The sequence below is a fragment of the Streptomyces sp. NPDC048057 genome, assembly GCF_040653095.1.
Lineage (GTDB): Bacteria > Actinomycetota > Actinomycetes > Streptomycetales > Streptomycetaceae > Streptomyces.
In genome coordinates, this window is the sequence record NZ_JBEZNF010000011.1 from 145,438 (window position 1) to 164,963 (window position 19,526).

Below are 19,526 nucleotides of genomic sequence, written 5' to 3' on the forward strand. Positions count from 1 at the left end.
GCTCACAGACCCTAATCGCCGGCGCCCGGGTAACCCATGTGGTCATACACACACTTCGTCGCGGCGCTGTTGTGGGGTTTCGACTTTCCCCGGAGGAGTTCGGTAGGCCAGGATCGGCGCCATGGACCTTCTGGACACGCTGGTGGAGAAGGGGCTGCGGCGCGAGCTGCCGACCCGGGAAGAAGCGCTCGCCGTCCTGGCGACCTCCGACGACGACGTGCTCGACCTGGTGGCCGCGGCGGGCCGGGTGCGCCGTCAGTGGTTCGGCCGTCGGGTGAAGCTCAACTACCTCGTCAACCTCAAGTCGGGCCTGTGCCCCGAGGACTGTTCGTACTGCTCGCAGCGGCTGGGGTCGACGGCGGGCATCTTGAAGTACACCTGGCTGAAGCCGGACGAGGCGTCCGAGGTCGCCGCGGCCGGGGTCGCGGGCGGCGCGAAGCGGGTGTGCCTGGTCGCCAGCGGGCGCGGGCCGACGGACCGGGACGTCGACCGGGTGTCGAAGACCATCGAGGCCATCAAGGAGCAGAACGAGGACGTGGAGGTGTGCGCCTGTCTCGGGCTGCTCTCCACGGGGCAGGCGGAGCGGCTGCGCGCGGCGGGCGCCGACGCGTACAACCACAACCTCAACACGTCCGAGGGGACGTACGGCCAGATCACCACCACCCACACCTACGAGGACCGGGTCGACACCGTGCGGCAGGCGCAGACCGCCGGGTTGTCGGCGTGCTCGGGGCTGATCGCGGGCATGGGCGAGAGCGACGAGGACCTGGTCGACGTGGTGTTCGCGCTGCGCGCGCTGGACCCGGACTCGGTGCCGGTGAACTTCCTCATCCCCTTCGAGGGCACCCCGCTCGCGAAGGAGTGGCACCTCACCCCACAGCGGTGCCTGCGGATCCTCGCGATGGTGCGGTTCGTCTGCCCGGACGTGGAGGTGCGGCTGTCGGGCGGGCGCGAGATCCATCTGCGCACCCTGCAGCCGCTCGCGCTGCACGTGGTGAACTCCATCTTCCTCGGCGACTACCTGACCAGCGAGGGGCAGGCCGGCCAGGCGGACCTCGACATGATCGCGGACGCTGGCTTCGAAGTGGAGGGCGCGGGCACGACGACGCTGCCGACGCACCGGGCGGGCGGCGGCTGCGGTTCGCCCTGCTCGGCCCCCGGACCGGACGTCCCGGACGCTGAGGGCGCTGAGGGGTCCGAGGAGGGCGCGGGCCAGCGCACGGACGCCGGGCGCCCGGACCTGGTGGCGGTGCGCCGCCGGGGCGCCGGCACCGAGGTGGCCCCCAATGCCTGAGGCCCCGCCCGCCGTGGACGTCGCCGAGTTGCTGGCGCTGGACCGGGCGCACGTGTGGCATCCGTACGGGCCGATGCCCGGCCGCGCGGACCCGCTGGTCGTGGAGTCCGCCGCGGGCGTACGGCTGCGGCTGGCGACGCCGGTGCACGGGCACCGCGAGGTCGTCGACGGCATGGCGTCCTGGTGGTCCGCCCTGCACGGCTACAACCACCCCGTCCTGAACGAGGCGGCGCGCGGTCAGTTGGAGCGGATGAGCCATGTGATGTTCGGCGGGTTGACGCACGAGCCCGCCGTGCGGCTGGCCGAACGCCTGGTGGAGATCACCCCCGAGCCGCTGCGGCACGTCTTCCTCAGCGACTCGGGCTCGGTCTCCGTCGAGGTCGCGGTCAAGATGTGCCTCCAGTACTGGCGCTCGACCGGCGACCGCGCGAAGCGACGGCTGATGACCTGGCGCGGCGGCTACCACGGCGACACCTGGCAGCCGATGTCCGTGTGCGACCCCGACGGCGGCATGCACGCGCTGTGGAGCGGGGTGCTGCCGGAGCAGGTCTTCGCGGACGCACCGCCGGCGGCGTACGAGCAGGCGTACGCGGACCACCTGCGGGAGTTGGTGGCCCGGCACGCCCACGAGCTGGCGGCGGTGATCGTCGAGCCGGTGGTGCAGAACGCGGGCGGGATGCGCTTCCACTCCCCCGCGTACCTGCGGGTGCTGCGCGAGGCGTGCGACGAGCACGGCGTCCTCCTCGTCTTCGACGAGATCGCCACCGGCTTCGGCCGCACCGGGACGCTCTTCGCCGCCGAGCAGGCGGGGGTGAGCCCCGATGTGCTGTGTCTCGGCAAGGCGCTGACCGGCGGCTATCTCTCGATGGCGGCGACCTTGTGCACCTCGCGGGTGGCCGACGGCATCTCGCAGGGCGAGGTGCCCGTGCTCGCCCACGGTCCGACGTTCATGGCCAACCCGCTCGCCGCGTCCGTCGCCCTGGCCTCCGTCGACCTGCTGCTGTCGCAGGACTGGGCCGGGGAGGTGCGGCGCATCGAGTCCGCGCTGCGCCGGGGGCTCGCCCCCGCGACGGCCCTGCCCGGGGTGGTCGACGTGCGCGTCCTCGGCGCGATCGGCGTCGTCCAGCTCGATCACGCCGTCGACATGGCGGCGGCCACGGACGCGGCGCTGCGGCACGGCGTGTGGCTGCGGCCGTTCCGGGACCTGGTGTACGTCATGCCGCCGTTCGTGATGGACGACGAGGACCTGGCGACGGTCTGCACGGCGGTGCTGGCGGCGGCGTCGGCATCGACGGCCGCAGCGGCGGACGCCGGGCGGCCGTGGCCGCGGGCTGAGCCGACTCGACGGAAGAACGGAAGCGACACATGAACGTCATCGTGGTCTCGGGCACCGGGACGGAGATCGGGAAGACCGTCGTCACCGCGGCGATCGCGGCGAACGCCCGCAGGCGCGGCCGGAGCGTCGCCGTGGTGAAGCCGGCCCAGACGGGCGTACGGGTCGACGAGCCCGGCGACGTCGGCGAGGTGGCCCGGCTCGTCGGCGGGGTGGGCACGCTGGAGCTGGCGCGCTACCCGGAGCCGCTGGCTCCGGCGACCGCCGCGCACCGGGCCGGTGCCGCGACGGTGGGGCCGCAGGACGTGGCGGACGCGGTGGAGAAGGCCGCGACGGAGCACGACCTGGTGCTGGTGGAGGGCGCGGGCGGACTGCTGGTGCACTTCGACGCGGCGGGCGGCACGCTCGCGGACGCCGCCCGGCTGCTGGGCGCGCCGGTCCTCGTCGTCGTACCGGCCGGCCTCGGCACCCTCAACGGCGCCGCGCTCACGGGCGAGGCGCTGCGCGCCCGGGGCGTGCGCCAACTCGGTGTGGTCGTGGGCAGTTGGCCCGCGGCACCCGACCTCGCGGCGCGGTGCAACCTGGCGGACCTGCCGACGGTGGCGGGGGCGCCGCTGCTCGGGGCCGTACCGGAGGGCGCGGGCGGGCTCTCCCCCGACCTGTTCCGCGGGCGGGCCGCCGACTGGCTGGCGCCGGCGCTCGGCGGGCGCCTGGACATCGCGGCGTTCACCGCGTCGGCGGCGCCCCCGCCGCCGGTGGGCGCGCCCCGGCACTGAGTAGTGTCCCGGGCCCCGGCGCGGGGGAGAATGGCCGTGACGCACCGCCCCCTTCGAGGAGGCCCGTGATGCCCCGGTCCCAGCCGACCGCGCCCCGCGACGCGGTCCACCACCCGGTCTTCGCCCGCTTCTACGCCCGCTTCAGCGTGGCCGCCGACGAGCGGGCAGGGGTGGGTGCCCACCGGGAGGAGCTGCTCGCCGGCGTCTCCGGGCGGGTGATCGAGATCGGCGCGGGCAACGGCCTGAACTTCCCGCACTACCCGTCGGCGGTCTCCGAGGTCGTGGCCATCGAGCCGGAGGGCACGCTGCGGGCGCTGGCGCGCCGGGCGGCCCGCCGGGCGGAGGTCCCGGTCGACGTGGTCCCGGGCGCGGCGGAGGCGCTCCCGGTGAAGTCGGAGGCGTTCGACGTCGTGGTCGCCTCGCTGGTGCTGTGTTCCGTACGGGACCTGCCGCGCTCGCTCCGGGAGGTCCGGCGGGTGCTGCGCCCCGGTGGCGAGTTGCGGTTCTTCGAGCACGTCCTGGCGCCGACCCGCGGCATGGCCCGGACCCAGCGGGCGCTGGACCGCACGGTGTGGCCCTGGCTGTTCGGCGGCTGCCACACCGCGCGGGACACCCTCGCCGCGATCGAGGCGGCGGGATTGGAACTGGGTGCGCACCGACGGCTGAGGGTGCCGGAGCGGGGTCTCCAGGTGCCGTCGTCCCCGTGCGTGCTCGGGATCGCCCGCAAGCCCTTCGCGGCCCCGGACTGACCGACGCGCTCAGCTGCGCAAAGGCTTCGCATGCGCCTGTGGACGGAGCCGCCGTGCCCCTGCGGTGGTGCCGTTGCCTCGACGGGCGCGGTGGCGCCGTGGGGTGTGTGCGGTGATGGCGTCTGCGGCCCGGTGGTGGGCCTGTCGCGCAGTTCCCCGCGCCCCTGACTCGCTACCCCGGTCACTTATACCTGCCGCCCATCAGTGGCTTGTCGCGCAGTTCCGCCCCCTACGCCCGGAGGGGCGTGGGGGCCCAGCGCCCCTGATTCGCTGCCTCCACTTCCCGTCTGCGGGTCGCGGACGGATTCCAGGGAGGCTGGGGGACGCGAACTGGCGCCCATCAGATCGCGGACAAGTGACGGGGGAAGCGATCAGGGGCGCGGGGAACTGCGCGACAAGCCACAGACGGGCCGCAGACGCCATCACCGCGTACCCCTCACGGGCGCCATGCGCCGCCCGCCCAGGCGACGGCGCTGCCGGAAGGGCCACGCGGGGCATGGCCGCCGCTGCCCGAGGGGTGGGAAAGCCGGTGGCACCGCCGGGGCGGGCCGTGCTTGGGTCGGGCCATGGAAGACCTGCGCATTCGCAACGCCGATGCCGCCGACGCCGAGACCGTCCTCGCCTTCTGGGAAACCGCGGCTGAGGGCACGAGCATCACGGACGACGTCGACGGCGTGACCCGTCTGATCGACCGCGACCCCGCCGCCCTGATCCTGGCCGAGACGCCCGACGGGCGGCTGGTCGGTTCGGTGATCGCCGGCTTCGACGGCTGGCGCTGCTCGCTGTACCGGCTCGCGGTGCTGCCGGCACACCGTCGGCAGGGCGTCGCGAAGGTGCTGCTGGAGGCCGCCGAGGAGCGGTTCGCCGCCGTCGGGGGACGGCGCGGGGACGCCATGGTGCTGGAGGTGAACGAGCGGGCCCAGCGGGCGTGGGCCGCGGCCGGGTACCACCGGGAGGACCACTGGCGGCGCTGGGTGAAGCCGTACGGGACCGCCGGCGCCGCGTCCGCCGGCGCCGCCCACGGGGCGTGATGCCCGGGCCACGGCGGGAGGCCGTGGGGCGGGAATGACACGATGGACCGGGCACCCCCGCGGGGCGGTGCCCGGTCCGTTCCGCTTCAGCCCCGCCGGTCCCCCCGTCGCCACTTTGCCGATCCTTTACGATGGGGTGGATCACAGCTCCTTCCCAACGAAAGGTGTGAGCGTCCCGTCCATGGACGAGCCTCCCAGTAGCAGACCCGTCAACAGCTCCGAACGACATCGCGCGGCCCTTGCGTCCCTGCCCGATCATGGGACGGAGGTGACCCGATGACCGAAGTGCTCCTCCTCTTCGTGGCGGTGCTGCTCTGCTTCGCCTGTGGCATCTTCGTGGCCGCGGAGTTCTCCCTCACCACCGTCGAGCGCAACGACCTCGAACAGGCCGCGGCCCGCGGTGAGCGCGGCGCCGCCAGCGCCCTGAAGGCCGTGCGCGGCCTCACCTTCCAGCTCTCCGGTGCGCAGCTCGGCATCACCGTGACGAACCTGATCGTCGGCATGCTCTCCGAGCCGTCGATCGCCAAGCTCATCCGCGGCCCGGTCGAGGACCTGGGCCTCTCCCCCTCCGTCGCGTCGTCGATCGCGCTCGTGCTCGGCACCGCGCTGTCCACGGTCGTCCTGATGGTCGTCGGCGAGCTGGTCCCCAAGAACTGGGCCATTTCGTCGCCGCTCCAGGTCGCGAAGGTGGTGGCGCCGGCGCAGCGGCTGTTCACGGGCGCGTTCAAGCCCCTGATCAGCCACCTCAACAACACCGCCAACCGCATCCTGCGCCGGCTCGGCATGGAGCCGACGGAGGAGCTGGCCTCGGCGCGCAGCCCGCAGGAGCTGGTCGCGCTCGCCCGGCACTCCGCCAAGGAGGGCGCGCTGGAGGCGGACACCGCCGAGCTGTTCGTGCGCACCCTGAACCTGGCCGACCTGACCGCGGAGAACGTGATGACCCCGCGCGTCCAGGTCACGGCCCTGGAGGTGCAGGCGACGGCCGAGGACGTGGCCAACGCGACCCGGGCGACCGGGCTGTCCCGCTTCCCCGTCTACCGGGGGAACCTGGACACGGTCGTCGGCATCGCCCACATCAAGGACGTGCTGGCCGTCCCGGCCGAGCTGCGTCCCCGACTGAGCGTCTCGGAGGTGCTGCGCGAGCCGCTGCTGGTGCCCGAGACCCTGACCGTGGACCGACTGCTCGACCAGCTCGGCGGCCGGTCGACGATGGCCGTCGTCATCGACGAGTACGGCGGTACGGCCGGCGTCGCGACGATGGAGGACATCGTCGAGGAGGTCGTCGGCGAGGTGCACGACGAGCACGACCTGCACGAGACGTCCGACCTGGCCCCCGCGGGCCGGGACGCGGACGGTCGCACGCTGTGGTCGGCCGACGGCGCCGCCCGCACCGACCAGTTGGAGCGGGTGGGCCTGAAGGTCCCGGAGGGTCCGTACGAGACCCTCGCGGGTCTGGTCGCCACCGAACTCGGCCGCATCCCGGTGGAGGGCGACCGGATCGACCTCCAGGGGTGGCGACTGGACGTGGTGGACGCGGCCGGGCGGCGTGCCGCCCGGGTGCTGCTGCACGCGCCCCTGCCCGTCGAGTCCGATGAGCAGGGCCCGTCCGCCGCGAGCACCGGGGAGGCCGGCCGATGATCGCCGTACAGTTGCTGATCGGTCTGTTGACCCTGGTGGTCAACGCGTTCTTCGTGGGCGCCGAGTTCGCCCTGATCTCCGTGCGCCGCAGCCAGATCGAGCCGGAGGCCGAGGCGGGCAACCGCCGCGCCCGCAGCGTGCTGTGGGGCCTGGAGCACGTGTCGGCGCTGCTGGCCGCGGCCCAGCTCGGCATCACCCTGTGCACGCTGGTCCTCGGCATCGTCGCCGAGCCCGCCATCGCGCACCTGCTGGAGCCGGTCTTCCACTCGCTGGGCGTGCCGGAAGGCGCGATCCACCCGATCTCCTTCGTGATCGCGCTGGCGCTGGCCACGTATCTGCACATGCTCCTCGGCGAGATGGTGCCGAAGAACATCGCCCTGGCCGAGCCCACCCGCAGCGCGCTGATCCTCGGCCCGCCGCTGGTGGCGGTGGCCCGGGCGCTGCGACCGGTGATCTTCACGATCAACGCCTTCGCCAACACCCTGCTGAAGCTGCTGCGGGTGGAGACCAAGGACGAGGTCGCGGCGACCTTCTCGGACGACGACCTCGCCCGGATGGTCGTGGACTCGGGTGACGCGGGTCTGCTGGACGACCGCGCCGCCGAGCGGCTGCGGGACGCCCTGGAGCTGGGCCGCCGCCCGGTGCGGGACGTCGTGATGCCGGCCGAGCGGGTGGTGTACGCGCAGGCGGGGACCACTCCGGAGCAGTTGGAGCAGCTCTCCGCGGAATCCGGGTTCTCCCGCTTCCCGGTGATCGACTCCAGCCGCACCATCCTCGGCTACCTCCATGTGAAGGACGCCCTGGACGCGGCGCCGCGCGACGTGGCCTTCCCGGTCGCGGCCATGCGGCCGATCGCCCGGGTCCGTGCGGTGACCCCGCTGGACGACGTGCTCACGGCGATGCAGCGGAGCCGGACCCACCTGGCGGCGGTCCTCAACGAGGACGGCACGCCGGAGGGCCTGGTGACCATGGAGGACGTGCTGCGGGAGCTGGTCGGCCGCTCGGACTGACCCGTACCGCCGCGGCGCACGCCGACGAGGCGAGCGGCCCGTTCCGTACCCCCCTTGCGGGGCTCGGGGCGGGCCGCTCCGCCGTTTCCGCGGGCGCCCCGGGCGCGGGTCCGCACCCCGGTAGGATCGATCGACCATGGCGCAGATCACCGACTTCACCAGCTTCGTCGCGGTGGGCGACTCGTTCACCGAGGGCATGTCCGACCGGCTGCCCGACGGCTCCTACCGCGGCTGGGCCGATCTCCTGGCCGCCCGCCTCGCCGCCGGGTCGCCCGGCTTCCGCTACGCGAACCTCGCCGTGCGCGGCAAGCTCATCGGGCAGATCGTGACGGACCAGATCGGCGCCGCGGCCGGGATGCGGGCGGACCTGGTGACGCTGGTCGGCGGCTTGAACGACGTGCTGCGGCCCCGGGTCGACATGGGTCGGGTCTGCGGGCTGCTGGAGGAGGCCGTGGAGACCCTGGCGCCCTCCTGTCGGCAGCTGGTGCTGATGCGCAGCCCGGGGCGCCACGGCCCGGTGCTGGACATGGGCCGCGCCCGGATGGAGGAGCTGTACGCCCACATCGCGGTGCTGGCCGAGCGGCACGGCGCGGTCGTGGTGGACCTGTACGGCGCGCCGGTGCTGGGCGACCCCCGGATGTGGGACGCGGACCGGCTGCACCTGACGGCCGAGGGGCACCGCCGGGTGGCCGAGGCGGTCTGGCAGTCCCTCGGGCTGGCGGCGCGGGAGGACTGGGGCGCCCCGCTGCCGGCGGCCGTACCGCCGGCGTGGCTGGCGCGCCGGACGGACGACGTGCGGTTCGCCCGACGCCATCTGGGCCCCTGGATCGGCCGTCGGTTGACCGGCCGCTCCTCGGGCGACGGCCGCCCGGCCAAGCGGCCCGAGCTGCTCCCCTACGAGCCGCCGCCCGGCCCGTAGTCCCCCGTCGGCCGCCCTGGAGGATCGCACAACCGGGACCGGGGCGCTGGCCTGCGCAAACCGACAGTAGAATGCGGCCACGTGACTGCTGTGTCTGCGAAGCCCCGCATCCCGAACGTCCTTGCCGGCCGCTACGCCTCCGCCGAGCTGGCCTCCCTGTGGTCCCCCGAGCAGAAGGTGGTGCTGGAGCGCCGGCTCTGGCTCGCCGTGCTCCGCGCCCAGCGCGACCTGGGGGTCGATGTGCCCGAGGCGGCAGTGGCCGACTACGAGCGGGTGCTCGACCAGGTCGACCTGGCGTCCATCGCCGAGCGCGAGAAGGTCACCCGGCACGACGTGAAGGCGCGGATCGAGGAGTTCAACGCGCTCGCCGGCCACGAGCAGGTCCACAAGGGCATGACGTCCCGGGACCTGACGGAGAACGTGGAGCAGTTGCAGGTCCGGCTCTCCCTGGAGCTGGTGCGCGACCGCACCGTGGCGGTGCTCGCCCGGCTCGCCCGGCTCTCGGCCGACCACGCCGAGCTGGTGATGGCGGGCCGTTCGCACAACGTCGCCGCCCAGGCCACCACCCTCGGCAAGCGCTTCGCGACGACGACCGACGAGCTGCTGGTGGCGTTCGGACGGCTGGAGGAGCTGATCGCGCGCTATCCGCTGCGCGGCATCAAGGGCCCGGTCGGCACGGCGCAGGACATGCTGGACCTGCTGGGCGGGGACGCGGCGAAGCTGGCCGAACTGGAGCAGCGCGTCGCCGGCCACCTGGGCTTCGAGCGGGCGTTCACCTCGGTGGGCCAGGTCTATCCGCGCTCCTTGGACTACGACGTCGTCTCGGCCCTGGTGCAGCTGGCCGCGGCGCCCTCGTCGCTGGCCAAGACGGTCCGGCTGATGGCCGGCCACGAGCTGGTGACCGAGGGCTTCAAGCCCGGCCAGGTCGGCTCGTCCGCGATGCCGCACAAGATGAACACCCGCTCCTGCGAGCGCGTCAACGGCCTGATGGTGATCCTGCGCGGCTACGCCTCGATGACGGGCGAGCTCGCTGGCGACCAGTGGAACGAGGGCGACGTGTCGTGCTCGGTGGTGCGCCGGGTGGCGCTGCCGGACGCGTTCTTCGCGCTGGACGGGCTGCTGGAGACCTTCCTGACCGTCCTCGACGAGTTCGGCGCCTTCCCCGCGGTCATCGCCCGGGAGCTGGACCGCTACCTGCCGTTCCTGGCCACCACCAAGGTGCTGATGGGCGCGGTGCGGGCCGGAGTGGGCCGCGAGGTGGCGCACGAGGCCATCAAGGAGAACGCGGTGTCCGCCGCGCTCGCCATGCGCGAGCAGGGCGTCGAGCGCAACGAGCTGCTGGACAAGCTGGCGGCGGACGAGCGCATCCCGCTGGACCGGGCGAAGCTGGACGGCCTGATGGCCGACAAGCTGTCCTTCACGGGCGCCGCGGCCGACCAGGTCGCCGCGGTGGTCCGGGCCGTCGAGGAGGTCGTCGAGCGGCATTCGGACGCCGCCGGCTACGCGCCCGGCGCGATCCTCTGATCCTGAGTCGCCGGTGTCCCTGCCGCCGCCCGAAGAGCTCCGGGCCGCCCGCGACGGCGTCATCGACGACGTCGTGGCGCCGGGGCTCTCCGTGCTGTTCTGCGGGATCAACCCGAGCCTGATGTCGGCGGTGACGGGCCACCACTTCGCCCGCCCGGGCAACCGCTTCTGGCCGGTGCTGCACCTGTCGGGGTTCACGCCCCGGCAGCTGCGGCCGGCCGAGCAGCGGGAGCTGCTGACGTACGGGTTCGGCATCACCAACGTGGTGGCGCGGGCGACCGCGCGCGCCGACGAGGTGAGCGCGGAGGAGTTCCGCGAGGGCGGCCGGCTGCTGGCGGCGAAGGTCGCGCGGCTGCGACCGGCGTGGCTCGCGGTCGTCGGCGTCACCGCGTACCGCACGGCCTTCGGGGACCCCAAGGCCCGCATCGGTCCGCAGGAGCGGCGGATCGGCGGGACGCGGATCTGGGCGCTGCCGAATCCGAGCGGGCTGAACGCGCACTGGACGGCGCAGACGATGGCCGAGGAGTACGCACGGCTGCGGGAGGACTCCCGGTGAGCCTGGTGCCCGCGCTGTCTTCTGTGGCTGCGCCGTCTCCTGGGACTGTGCTGGCTGCCGTGACGCAAGGGCAACGGGCCGCCCCGGGCGTCTCGGTGCCCCTCGTCGATCACGTCCTGATCGTGCGCCCCGCGCGGCCAGCGAGTACCATCCGGCAGACGATATGCCCGGGCTGTTCGAGCCGGGGCTGGAAGGACACACGGTGGGGCGGCTGACCGGCGGAGACCCGTCCTTGTTGCGGCGGATCAACTCCGCGGTGGTACTCCATGCGCTGCGGGACTCGGGCTCCCCCACGCTCACGGACCTGACCCGTTTGACGGGGTTGTCCCGACCCACGGTCGAGGGCGTGGTGGAAGGGCTCATCGAGGCGGGCCTGGTGGCCGAGAGCGTGCCGGAGGAGGGCGGCACCCGACGCCAGGGGCGCCCCGCGCGCCGGTTCCGCTTCCGGGTCGAGGCGGGCCACCTGCTGGGCATCGAGATCGGCCCGCACCGGGTCGCCGCGCTCGTCTCCGGCCTCGACGGCCGCATCATCGGCGCCGCGTCCCGGGATGTGTCCGAGACGGCGTCCGCGGACGACCGGCTGGACCGGGTCCGGGTGGTGATCGCGGACGTGCTGCGGCGCACCGGCGTCTCCCGGAACAACCTCCGGGCGGTGGGGGTCGGCTCCCCCGGCATCGTCGAGGCCGACGGCACCGTACGGCTGGGGGTGGCGCTCCCGGGCTGGACGGGGCTCGCGCTCGGCCAGCGCCTCCAGCGCTCCTTCCGCTGCCCGGTGCTGGTGGAGAACGACGCGAACGCCGCGGCCGTCGCCGAGCACTGGAAGGGCGTCGCAAAGGACTCCAACGACTTCGTCTTCGTGCTGGCGGGGCTCAGCCCCGGCGCGGGCTCCCTGATAGGGGGACGGCTGCACCGCGGCTTCGGCGGCGCGGCGGGCGAGATCGGCGCGCTGCACCTGCTGGGCCGCGAATCGCGGCCGGAGACGCTGCTGTCGCCCACGGACGAGGCCCTGCGCCCGCTCGACGAGCACGCCGTGGCGGAGGTCTTCACGCTGGCCAAGGGCGGTGACGCCCGGGCGCAGGCCGCCGTCGACCGGTTCATCCAGCGCCTGGTGCACGACGTGGCCGCGCTCGTCCTCGCCCTCGATCCGGAGCTGGTCGTCATCGGCGGCTGGGCCGCGGGGCTGGACGGCCTGCTGCCGCCGCTGCGCAGCGAGCTGGAGCGCTACTGCCTGCGCCCGCCGCGGGTGGTGCTCTCGCTGCTGCGGGAGGCCGCGGTGGCGACGGGTGCGCTGCGGATCGCCCTCGACCACGTCGAGGAGGAGCTGTTCGCGGTGGAGGGCAGGGCGTCGGCGCGCGGCTGAGGCGCACCGCGTCGTACGCACCGCACTGCCGTACGTATCGGACACCGACACCGCACACGAAGCCGCCCCGGGGATCTCTCCCACGGGGCGGCTTCGATGTCGGCCGGTGCGCTACCGGGCCGGGGCGCTGTTCTTTCCGGGGGGCGCTTCAGGAGGCGCGGCGCTCCTCGCCGTGCGCGTGCACATCGGCTTCGTGGTGGCTTATCCGTACGTCGCCCGAGTCCCCGAAGGTCAGCCGGCAGGTGTCCGCGCGATAGGTGGCGACGGAGACCGCGACCGTACGGCCCGCGGAGAAGTACCGGGTGGTGACCACGAGGACGGGGGCGCCCGGCAGCCGGTCCAGCTCCCGTGCGTCGTCGGCCCGGGCCGAGCCCAGCTCGACCGCGCGGTCCTGCCCTTCGAGGTCGAGGCGCTGGAGTTCGCGCAGGACGCGCCGCGCACGGGCCTCGCCGGAGGGGGCGTCTATGGCCGAGAGCTCCGGGACGGACGCGGCCGGCACGTACAGCAACTCAGCGGCCAGCGGCTGGCCGTGGGAGGTGCGCAGTCGGCGCAGGGCGTACGTCGCCTCGCCGGGGACGGTGCCGAGCGCCCGTGCGACGGCGGCCGGCGGGGTCGCCGTGTCGCAGTCGAACGCCCGCCAGCCTTCGTGCGTGCCGGCATCGGGCCAGGCGTGCTGCGTCGTGGAGACGTCCACGCCCTGGCGCGGGGGTGCGACCGTCGTCCCGACGCCGCGGCGGCGCTGGAGACGGCCCTCCAGTTCGAGTTGTTCCAGTGCCTGGCGGAGCGTGGCTCGGGCGACGCCGAAACGAGCGGCCAGATCCCGCTCGTTGGGCAGGATCTCCCCCACCGTGAAGTCCGAGTCGAGCGCCTCGCCGATCACGTTCTTCAGCTGCCAGTACTTGGGCTCCGGCACAGATTCCAGCTGCGTGGTCCCCACCCTGATCCTCCGCAATCGCCGTGTCGGCGGCGGCTATTCCGCGCCTTTGTTTTTTAAAGGTTCCTGCACTATCCCTGCGACCATAGGGCGGGCCGGAACCTTGGTCAAGACCAATCCTGCTCCGGTCACGCTCTGAAGTCGACCGTATCCGCTGAGCGTTCACGAGCTGTTAGCACCTCGGTGAAAGAGATGAACAACACCGTGCGGAGGTTTCCGGACAGCCCGATCGGCGTGCGGCCGAAACCGCCGGCGGTCGGCGGCGCGGGTGTGGGTGGGCCCCTAGGATCTGCGGGCGGCGGAGTCCGCCATTCCCCCGAGCTTGTCGGGGTTGCGGACCAGGTAGACGCAGGCGACGCGGCCCTCGACGAGACCCAGTTGCAGCACCAGGTCGGGCGTGCCGGCGGACAGGACGAGCACGGCGGGAGCGCCGTTGGCCTCCACCATCCGCACGTCCATGTCCGGCAGTTGCTCCGTGCCCACGGCCGCGAGGAAGCGGGCGACCTTGTCCCTGCCCTCGATGATCCGCAGCGGCGCCTTCGACTTGCCGCCGCTGTCGCCGACGAGCCGTGCGTCGGGCGCGAGGAGGGAGAGCAGTCCGCCGAGGTCGCCGCCGGAGGCCGCGGCGAGGAAGCGTTCCGTCACGGCCCGGGCCTCGACGGGGTCGGTGTCGTAGCGGGGCCGGCGCTCCGCCACGTGCTTGCGGGCCCGGCTGGCGAGTTGGCGCACGGCCGGCTCGGACCGCTCCAGCGCCTCGGCGATCTCCTCGTACGGGAAGCCGAACGCCTCGCGCAGCACGAACACGGCGCGCTCGGCCGGGGAGAGCGACTCCAGGACGACGAGGACGGCGAACGAGACGGTGTCGGTCAGGACGGCCCGTTCGGCGGCGTCGGGGGCGGCGGGGGCGGGGTCCGCCGGGGCACCGGCGCGGGCGGCCTCGGTGACGACCGGCTCGGGCAGCCAGGGCCCCACGTACGTCTCACGGCGGGAGGAGAGTTGGCGCAGCCGGTCGAGGGCGAGCCGGGTGGCGACGCGTACGAGGTAGGCGCGCGGTTCCCGCACGTCGGTGCGGTCGTCGGCGGACCAGCGCAGCCAAGCGTCCTGGACGACGTCCTCGGCGTCGGCGAACCGGCCCAGCATCCGGTAGGCCACCCCTGTGAGCAGGGAACGGTTCGCTTCGAAGGTCTCGGTCAGGAAGTCGCTCGCCACAACTGTCATCCCAACCGACGCGGGGCGGAAATGTCCAGGCGGTTCCGTCCGTCGGGCGCGTTGACGGGGCGCACCGGGCGCCCCGTCGGTCAGCGGCGGTGGTCGTCGGGCGCTTCGGCCGGGGGCCCCTCGGCAGCCGTGGCGGCGTCGACGGTCGGTGGTCCGTCGGTCGTCGAGGCTTCGTCCGCCCGCTCCGGGGAGGCTTTCGCTCGGGCGCCGAAGACCCCCGAGCCGAGTGCGGCACCCGCGGCGACCAGCAGACCGCCGGCGGCCTGCGCGGGGCCGAAGGAGCCCGCGCCCACCCAGGGCGCGGTGAGGGCGGCGGCGACGGGGATCATCCCGGTGAAGAGGGTCGCGCGCTCGGCACCGATCCGCTGCACGCCCATGTACCAGACCACGAAGCCGATGACGGTGACCACCGCGGCCTGCCACAGCAGCGCCAGCGCCTCGGTGCCGGTCGGCATGCGCACCAGGCCCGCCCCGTCGATGACCAGCCCGATCAGGACGGACTCCACGGTCGCGACGGCGCACACGCAGGCGGTGAGGAGCCGGGGGCCGAGCGGGCGCAGCACCGGGACGGCGAGGACCGCGAAGCCGACCTCGCCCACGAGCGCCGCGACGGACCAGACGACGCCCATGGCGTCGGTGCGCCCCCAGCCCTGGACGGTGAAGGCGCCGGCGGCCACCAGCAGCGCTCCGTACAGCACCGGGCTGGTGGGGCGGCGTTCGTTCATCAGGGGGACGAGGACCGCGACGATGACGGGCGCACAGCCGACGAAGACGCCCGGCACGGCCGGCTCCGCGGTGCGTTCGGCGGCGAGCACGGCCAGGTTGAAGCCGACCATGCCGATGCCGGCGACGAGCGCGATCCGCCCCCACTGGCGGGAGGTGAGGGCGCGTACGGGCACGAGTGCGGCCCGCCCGCCGATCAGAGGCAGCAGCAGGAGGAAGGCGAGGCCGTAGCGCAGGGCCTGGCCGCCGGCGTACGGGTAGTCGCCCAGCAGGCTGTTGGCGGTGAACGAAGCGCCCACGAGGCTGTAGGCGAAGGTGACGAAAAGGATGCCCCGCAGCGCGTTGGAGCGGGAGGGCGCCCCGGGCCGGGCCGGGGTCGCACTGGTCTTCGGGCGGTCCATGCGTCCGACGTTAGGGATCGTCGCGGCCCCTATTAAGGTCCACTTCCATGACGTCATCGGGGACCACTTCAGGGGACGGCGGGCCGGCCTGGGAGCTCCTGCTGCCCGCCGCGGGCGCGCCCGCGCGCCGCCGCGGCCGGGCGCTCCAGGCGGCGCTGCGGGACGCGGTGCGCTCGGGGCGGCTGGCGGCCGGCACCCGGCTGCCCTCCAGCCGGGCGCTCGCCACCGACCTGGGCGTGTCGCGCGGTCTGGTCACGGAGGCGTACGAGCAGCTCACGGCGGAGGGATACCTGCGCAGCGACCGCGGCTCGGGCACCTGGGTCGGCGAGGCAGCACGCGCCGGGCTGCCCTCGGCCCCGGGCCCCGCGCCACGCACGTCGGGCGCCCGCGTCAGCTTCCGCCCGGGCCGGCCGGACCTGGCGCTCTTCCCCCGTTCGGCGTGGATCGCCGCGTACCGGACCGTCCTCGGAGACATGCCGCACCGCGCGCTGGGCTACCCCGACCCGCGGGGTCTGCCGGCGCTGCGGACCGCGCTCGCCGCGCTGTTGACCCGCCGGCGCGGGGTGGTGGCGGATCCGGACTGCCTGGTGGTGTGTTCGGGGGTGACGCAGGCGACGACCCTGCTCGGGCTGGTCGCCCACGGCCACGGGGAGCGGTCGATCGGCGTGGAGGACCCGGGGAGCCCGGTGCACGGCCCCGTGTTCATGGCCTCCGGGCTGCGGATGACCGCCCTGCCGCTGGACGACGAGGGCTTGGCGATGGAACCGCTGCGCCGCTCCGGGGTGACCACGGTGATGGTCACCCCCGCCCACCAGTTCCCCACCGGCATCGCGTACTCCGCGCGCCGCCGCGTCGAACTCCTCGACTGGGCGCGGTCCGTGGACGGCCTGGTCGTCGAGGACGACTACGACGGCGACTTCCGCTACGACCGGGCCCCGGTGGGCGCCCTCCAGGGCCTCGACCCCGACCGGGTCGCCTACACCGGCTCGCTCAGCAAGTCCCTGGCCCCCGGCCTGCGCATGGGCTGGCTGCTGGTCCCCCCGCGCCTGCTCGACGAGGTCGCCGAACGCAAGCGCACCATCGACCTCGGGGAGCCCTCGCTCGACCAGTCGGTGCTGGCGCGCTTCGTCGAACGCGGCGACTACGACCGCCATCTGCGCCGCTGCCAACGGGCGTACCGGGAGCGCCGCGACGCCCTGGTCGACGCACTCGCCGAGCACTTCCCCGGCACGGAGGTCAGCGGCATCTCCGCGGGCCTGCACGTCATCGCCCGCCTTCCCGAGCGGTACGGCCCCGAAGACCGCTTCCTGGCCCGCGCGGCGCACGCCGGCGTCTCCGTACGCCCCCTCGCCGCACACGAAATGACACCGGTCCACCACCCGTGCGTCCGCCTCGTCCTCGGCTACGCCCACCTCACCCCGACGGAGATCACCCGCGGCGTGGCCCTGCTGGCGCAGGCGGCGGCCGAGGACTGAGGGGGGCCGGGGCAGGGGTCGTCCGGGGACGGGCGGTTGTTCATCTGGGGTTCGCGCTCGCGTTTCGGGCGGGCAGTAGGCATGGGGGCGGGGCCGCTGGCAGGTCGGTTCACGCGTCCGGCCGCAGGCCCCTTTCCCTCGATTTCCCCCGACTTTCCGCTCCGTCGCCTTCTGGAGGCTCCGATGTCCCCCTCACCCGAGCACCGACCGCGTCCCGGAGGCGGCCCGTCGACCGGGCGGCGGGCGTTGTTGCGCGGCACGGTGGCCGCGTCCGCAGCGTTGGCCCTGCCCGTTGCGGGGGCCGCGCCCGCGTTCGCCCGGTCGGGGCGGCCCCGGGCGGGGTGGGGGGTGCAGGTCGGGGACGTGACGACGTCGTCCGGGCTGGTGTGGGTCCGTTCGGACCGGCCGGCGCGGATGGTCGTCGAGACGTCCGCCACCGAGTCCTTCCGGCGGACGCGCCGGATGTACGGGCCGCTGCTCGGGCCCGGCACGGACCACACCGGCACGACGGCGCTGCGCGGGCTGCCGGCGGGCGAGGAGGTCCTCTACCGGGTGCTGCTGGCGGACCCGGACGACCCGCGCCGGGTCGGGGAGCCGGTGTACGGCACGTTCCGCACCGCTCCGCAGCGCCGTCGGCAGGGCGTCCGGTTCCTGTGGTCCGGGGACATCGCCGGCCAGGGCTGGGGCATCAACCCGGACGTCGGCGGCTATCGCGTCTACGAGGAGATGCGCCGGTTGGACCCGGACTTCTTCCTGTGCAGCGGTGACACGATCTACGCGGACGGGGTGATCGAGCCGACCGTGCGACTGCCGGACGGGCGCGTCTGGCGGAACGTCACCACCGAGGAGAAGTCCCGGGTGGCGCAGTCCCTGGACGAGTTCCGGGGCAACTTCCGCTACAACCTGCTCGACGAGAACGTGCGGCGCTTCAACGCGCAGGTGCCGACGGTGGCGCAGTGGGACGACCACGAGGTGCGCAACAACTGGTACCCGGGGCAGATCCTCGACGACCCGCGGTACGCGGTCAAGGACGTCGACGTGCTCGCCCGGCGGGCGATGCGGGCCTTCGCCGAGTACTTCCCCGTCTCCACGCTCCCGGCCGGCGGCGGACGCGGGACCGGGCGCGGCGGGCGGATGCACCGGGTCGTCCGCCACGGCCCCCTGCTGGACGTCTTCGTCCTCGACATGCGCTCGTACCGCAACGCCAACTCGCCGGGCCGGCAGGCCGACGACGAGCAGGGCATCCTGGGCGCCGAGCAGCTGGCGTGGCTGAAGCGGGAGCTGGTGCGTTCGCGCGCCGTGTGGAAGGTGATCGCCGCGGACATGCCGATCGGTCTGGTGGTCCCGGACGGCTCGACGGACTTCGAGGCGATCGCCCAGGGCGACCCGGGCGCCCCGCTGGGCCGGGAGCTCCAGATCGCGGAGCTGCTGCGGTTCGTCAAGCACCGTCGGATCACCGGCACCCTCTGGCTGACCGCAGACGTGCACTACACCTCGGCGCAGCACTACGCGCCGGAGCGGGCCGCGTTCCAGGACTTCGCGCCCTTCTGGGAGTTCGTCTCCGGGCCGCTGGCGGCGGGCGGCTTCCCGGCGAACGCCCTGGACGCGACCTTCGGGCCCGAGCGGGTCTTCGTCCGGGCTCCGGAGCGGGCGAACGTCTCGCCGATGGAGTCGCCGCAGTACTTCGGCGAGGTGCAGATCGACGGCGGGAGCGGTGAGCTGACCGTACGGCTGCGGGCGGAGGGCGGGACGGTGCTGTTCACCAAGGTGCTCCAGCCGGGCCGGGTGGGGCAGTAGCAGTACGGGGCGGGCGGCGGCGGTGGCCGCCGTCCGGGGGCGTTGTCAGTGTGTACGGGCAGAATGCGCGGTACCGGCCGCGAACGCCACGGCCCGTCGCTGAAGGAGCCCCGCATGTCCGACGCATCGCGCCCCGAGGCCGGCTTCCCCGCCCCGGGCGGCCCGCCGGCTCCGGATGACGTCACGGCTCTGGACCGGCTCGCTGCGGCCGGGGACGTGACCGTCCGCGCCGGCGGGCACGATCTCCTGGTGATGGTGGACGAGGTGGGCTCCGCCGAGCGTCTGACGCCTGAGGCGGTGGCCGCGCTGCTCCCCCGGGTGCGCCTGGTGCTCGCCGACTTCGCCGCCGTCCGCGAGCGCGCCGCCGCGTTCCTGTGGGAGTGGGGTGCGCAGGGCGAGGAGACGGAGGAGGAGCGGGCGAGGTTCCACCGGGTCATGGTCCCCACCACCCTCACGGTCACGGGGGCCGCGCAGTTCGCCGTGCACTTCGAGGCCCGCCCCACCGAGCACGCCGCGGACGCCCCGTATCTGCTCGACGGCTACTGGCCGGCGGTCCACCTCGACGCCGAGCTGCTTCCGGACCGGGTGACCATCGAGGCGTAAGGCGGCGTAAGAGGTCCGTCAGCGCTGCGGTCGATCACGCGATTGCGCTCCGGAGGGTCGCGGCACTGTTGGATCATGGGTGATGACGTGGCCCCTCACCGCCTCACATCACCCATAGGACCGCAAATGCACGCTTTACCCATCAGTCACACATCGTTCGTGATCACGCAACACACCACGGCCAC

17 protein-coding genes are annotated in these 19,526 nt (G+C 73.9%); 14 read left to right on the top strand and 3 right to left on the bottom strand.

Annotated elements, in window-relative coordinates; translation table 11 throughout:
* Positions 1-121 precede the first annotated feature (121 nt).
* The 11 genes from bioB (at position 122) to AB0E05_RS15290 (ending at position 12,190) form a co-directional block, all read left to right on the top strand.
* A complete protein-coding gene (gene bioB / locus AB0E05_RS15240; RefSeq protein WP_361963304.1) occupies positions 122-1,294 on the top strand; it encodes a biotin synthase BioB in 1,173 nt (390 codons plus the stop codon).
* Positions 1,287-2,663: an adenosylmethionine--8-amino-7-oxononanoate transaminase gene (locus AB0E05_RS15245; RefSeq protein ID WP_361963306.1), complete on the top strand. Its 1,377-nt coding sequence runs from the start codon at positions 1,287-1,289 to the stop codon at positions 2,661-2,663. The genes bioB and AB0E05_RS15245 overlap by 8 nt, the downstream gene beginning before the upstream one ends.
* Positions 2,660-3,403 carry a dethiobiotin synthase gene (bioD, locus tag AB0E05_RS15250; RefSeq protein WP_361963308.1) on the top strand — a complete coding sequence of 248 codons (744 nt, stop codon included), beginning with the start codon at positions 2,660-2,662 and terminating at the stop codon, positions 3,401-3,403. The genes AB0E05_RS15245 and bioD overlap by 4 nt, the downstream gene beginning before the upstream one ends.
* A gap of 68 nt (positions 3,404-3,471) precedes the next feature.
* Positions 3,472-4,152, top strand: a complete 681-nt coding sequence (locus tag AB0E05_RS15255) for a class I SAM-dependent methyltransferase (RefSeq protein WP_361963310.1) — start codon at positions 3,472-3,474, stop codon at positions 4,150-4,152.
* A gap of 566 nt (positions 4,153-4,718) precedes the next feature.
* Entirely contained in the window at positions 4,719-5,183 is a 465-nt protein-coding gene (locus AB0E05_RS15260; protein WP_361963312.1) for a GNAT family N-acetyltransferase, read from the top strand.
* Between the two features lie 276 nt (positions 5,184-5,459).
* Positions 5,460-6,821 carry a hemolysin family protein gene (locus AB0E05_RS15265; RefSeq protein WP_361963314.1) on the top strand — a complete coding sequence of 454 codons (1,362 nt, stop codon included), beginning with the start codon at positions 5,460-5,462 and terminating at the stop codon, positions 6,819-6,821.
* Positions 6,818-7,831, top strand: coding sequence for a hemolysin family protein (locus AB0E05_RS15270; RefSeq protein WP_361963316.1), 1,014 nt, complete (start codon positions 6,818-6,820; stop codon positions 7,829-7,831). Before AB0E05_RS15265 ends, AB0E05_RS15270 begins: the two co-directional genes overlap by 4 nt.
* A gap of 136 nt (positions 7,832-7,967) precedes the next feature.
* Entirely contained in the window at positions 7,968-8,750 is a 783-nt protein-coding gene (locus tag AB0E05_RS15275) for an SGNH/GDSL hydrolase family protein (protein ID WP_361963318.1), read from the top strand.
* Positions 8,751-8,840: 90 nt separating this feature from the next.
* Positions 8,841-10,274, top strand: a complete 1,434-nt coding sequence (gene purB / locus AB0E05_RS15280; protein ID WP_361963478.1) for an adenylosuccinate lyase — start codon at positions 8,841-8,843, stop codon at positions 10,272-10,274.
* Between the two features lie 13 nt (positions 10,275-10,287).
* A complete protein-coding gene (gene mug, locus AB0E05_RS15285; protein WP_361963320.1) occupies positions 10,288-10,830 on the top strand; it encodes a G/U mismatch-specific DNA glycosylase in 543 nt (180 codons plus the stop codon).
* A 202-nt stretch (positions 10,831-11,032) separates the two neighbouring features.
* Positions 11,033-12,190, top strand: coding sequence for an ROK family transcriptional regulator (locus AB0E05_RS15290; RefSeq protein ID WP_361963480.1), 1,158 nt, complete (start codon positions 11,033-11,035; stop codon positions 12,188-12,190).
* A 148-nt stretch (positions 12,191-12,338) separates the two neighbouring features.
* Here the strand turns inward: AB0E05_RS15290 and AB0E05_RS15295 are convergent, their stop codons facing one another.
* The 3 genes from AB0E05_RS15295 to AB0E05_RS15305 form a co-directional block, all read right to left on the bottom strand.
* The gene (locus tag AB0E05_RS15295; RefSeq protein WP_361963322.1) at positions 12,339-13,127 is read right to left on the bottom strand and encodes a GntR family transcriptional regulator; all 789 of its coding nucleotides are present in this window, start codon (positions 13,125-13,127) and stop codon (positions 12,339-12,341) included.
* A gap of 279 nt (positions 13,128-13,406) precedes the next feature.
* Positions 13,407-14,333, bottom strand: coding sequence for an RNA polymerase sigma factor SigJ (gene sigJ, locus AB0E05_RS15300; RefSeq protein WP_361963324.1), 927 nt, complete (start codon positions 14,331-14,333; stop codon positions 13,407-13,409).
* Positions 14,334-14,422: 89 nt separating this feature from the next.
* Positions 14,423-15,466 carry a DMT family transporter gene (locus AB0E05_RS15305; protein ID WP_361963326.1) on the bottom strand — a complete coding sequence of 348 codons (1,044 nt, stop codon included), beginning with the start codon at positions 15,464-15,466 and terminating at the stop codon, positions 14,423-14,425.
* 47 nt (positions 15,467-15,513) lie between these two features.
* Here AB0E05_RS15305 and AB0E05_RS15310 point away from each other — a divergent pair, with 47 nt between their 5' ends.
* From AB0E05_RS15310 to AB0E05_RS15320, 3 genes are all read left to right on the top strand, one after another.
* Positions 15,514-16,941 carry a PLP-dependent aminotransferase family protein gene (locus AB0E05_RS15310; protein WP_361963328.1) on the top strand — a complete coding sequence of 476 codons (1,428 nt, stop codon included), beginning with the start codon at positions 15,514-15,516 and terminating at the stop codon, positions 16,939-16,941.
* A 183-nt stretch (positions 16,942-17,124) separates the two neighbouring features.
* Complete coding sequence (locus AB0E05_RS15315; RefSeq protein ID WP_361963330.1) at positions 17,125-18,738, top strand: alkaline phosphatase D family protein; 1,614 nt, start codon at positions 17,125-17,127, stop codon at positions 18,736-18,738.
* Between the two features lie 114 nt (positions 18,739-18,852).
* The gene (locus AB0E05_RS15320) at positions 18,853-19,341 is read left to right on the top strand and encodes a hypothetical protein (RefSeq protein WP_361963332.1); all 489 of its coding nucleotides are present in this window, start codon (positions 18,853-18,855) and stop codon (positions 19,339-19,341) included.
* The last annotated feature ends 185 nt before the right edge of the window (positions 19,342-19,526 follow it).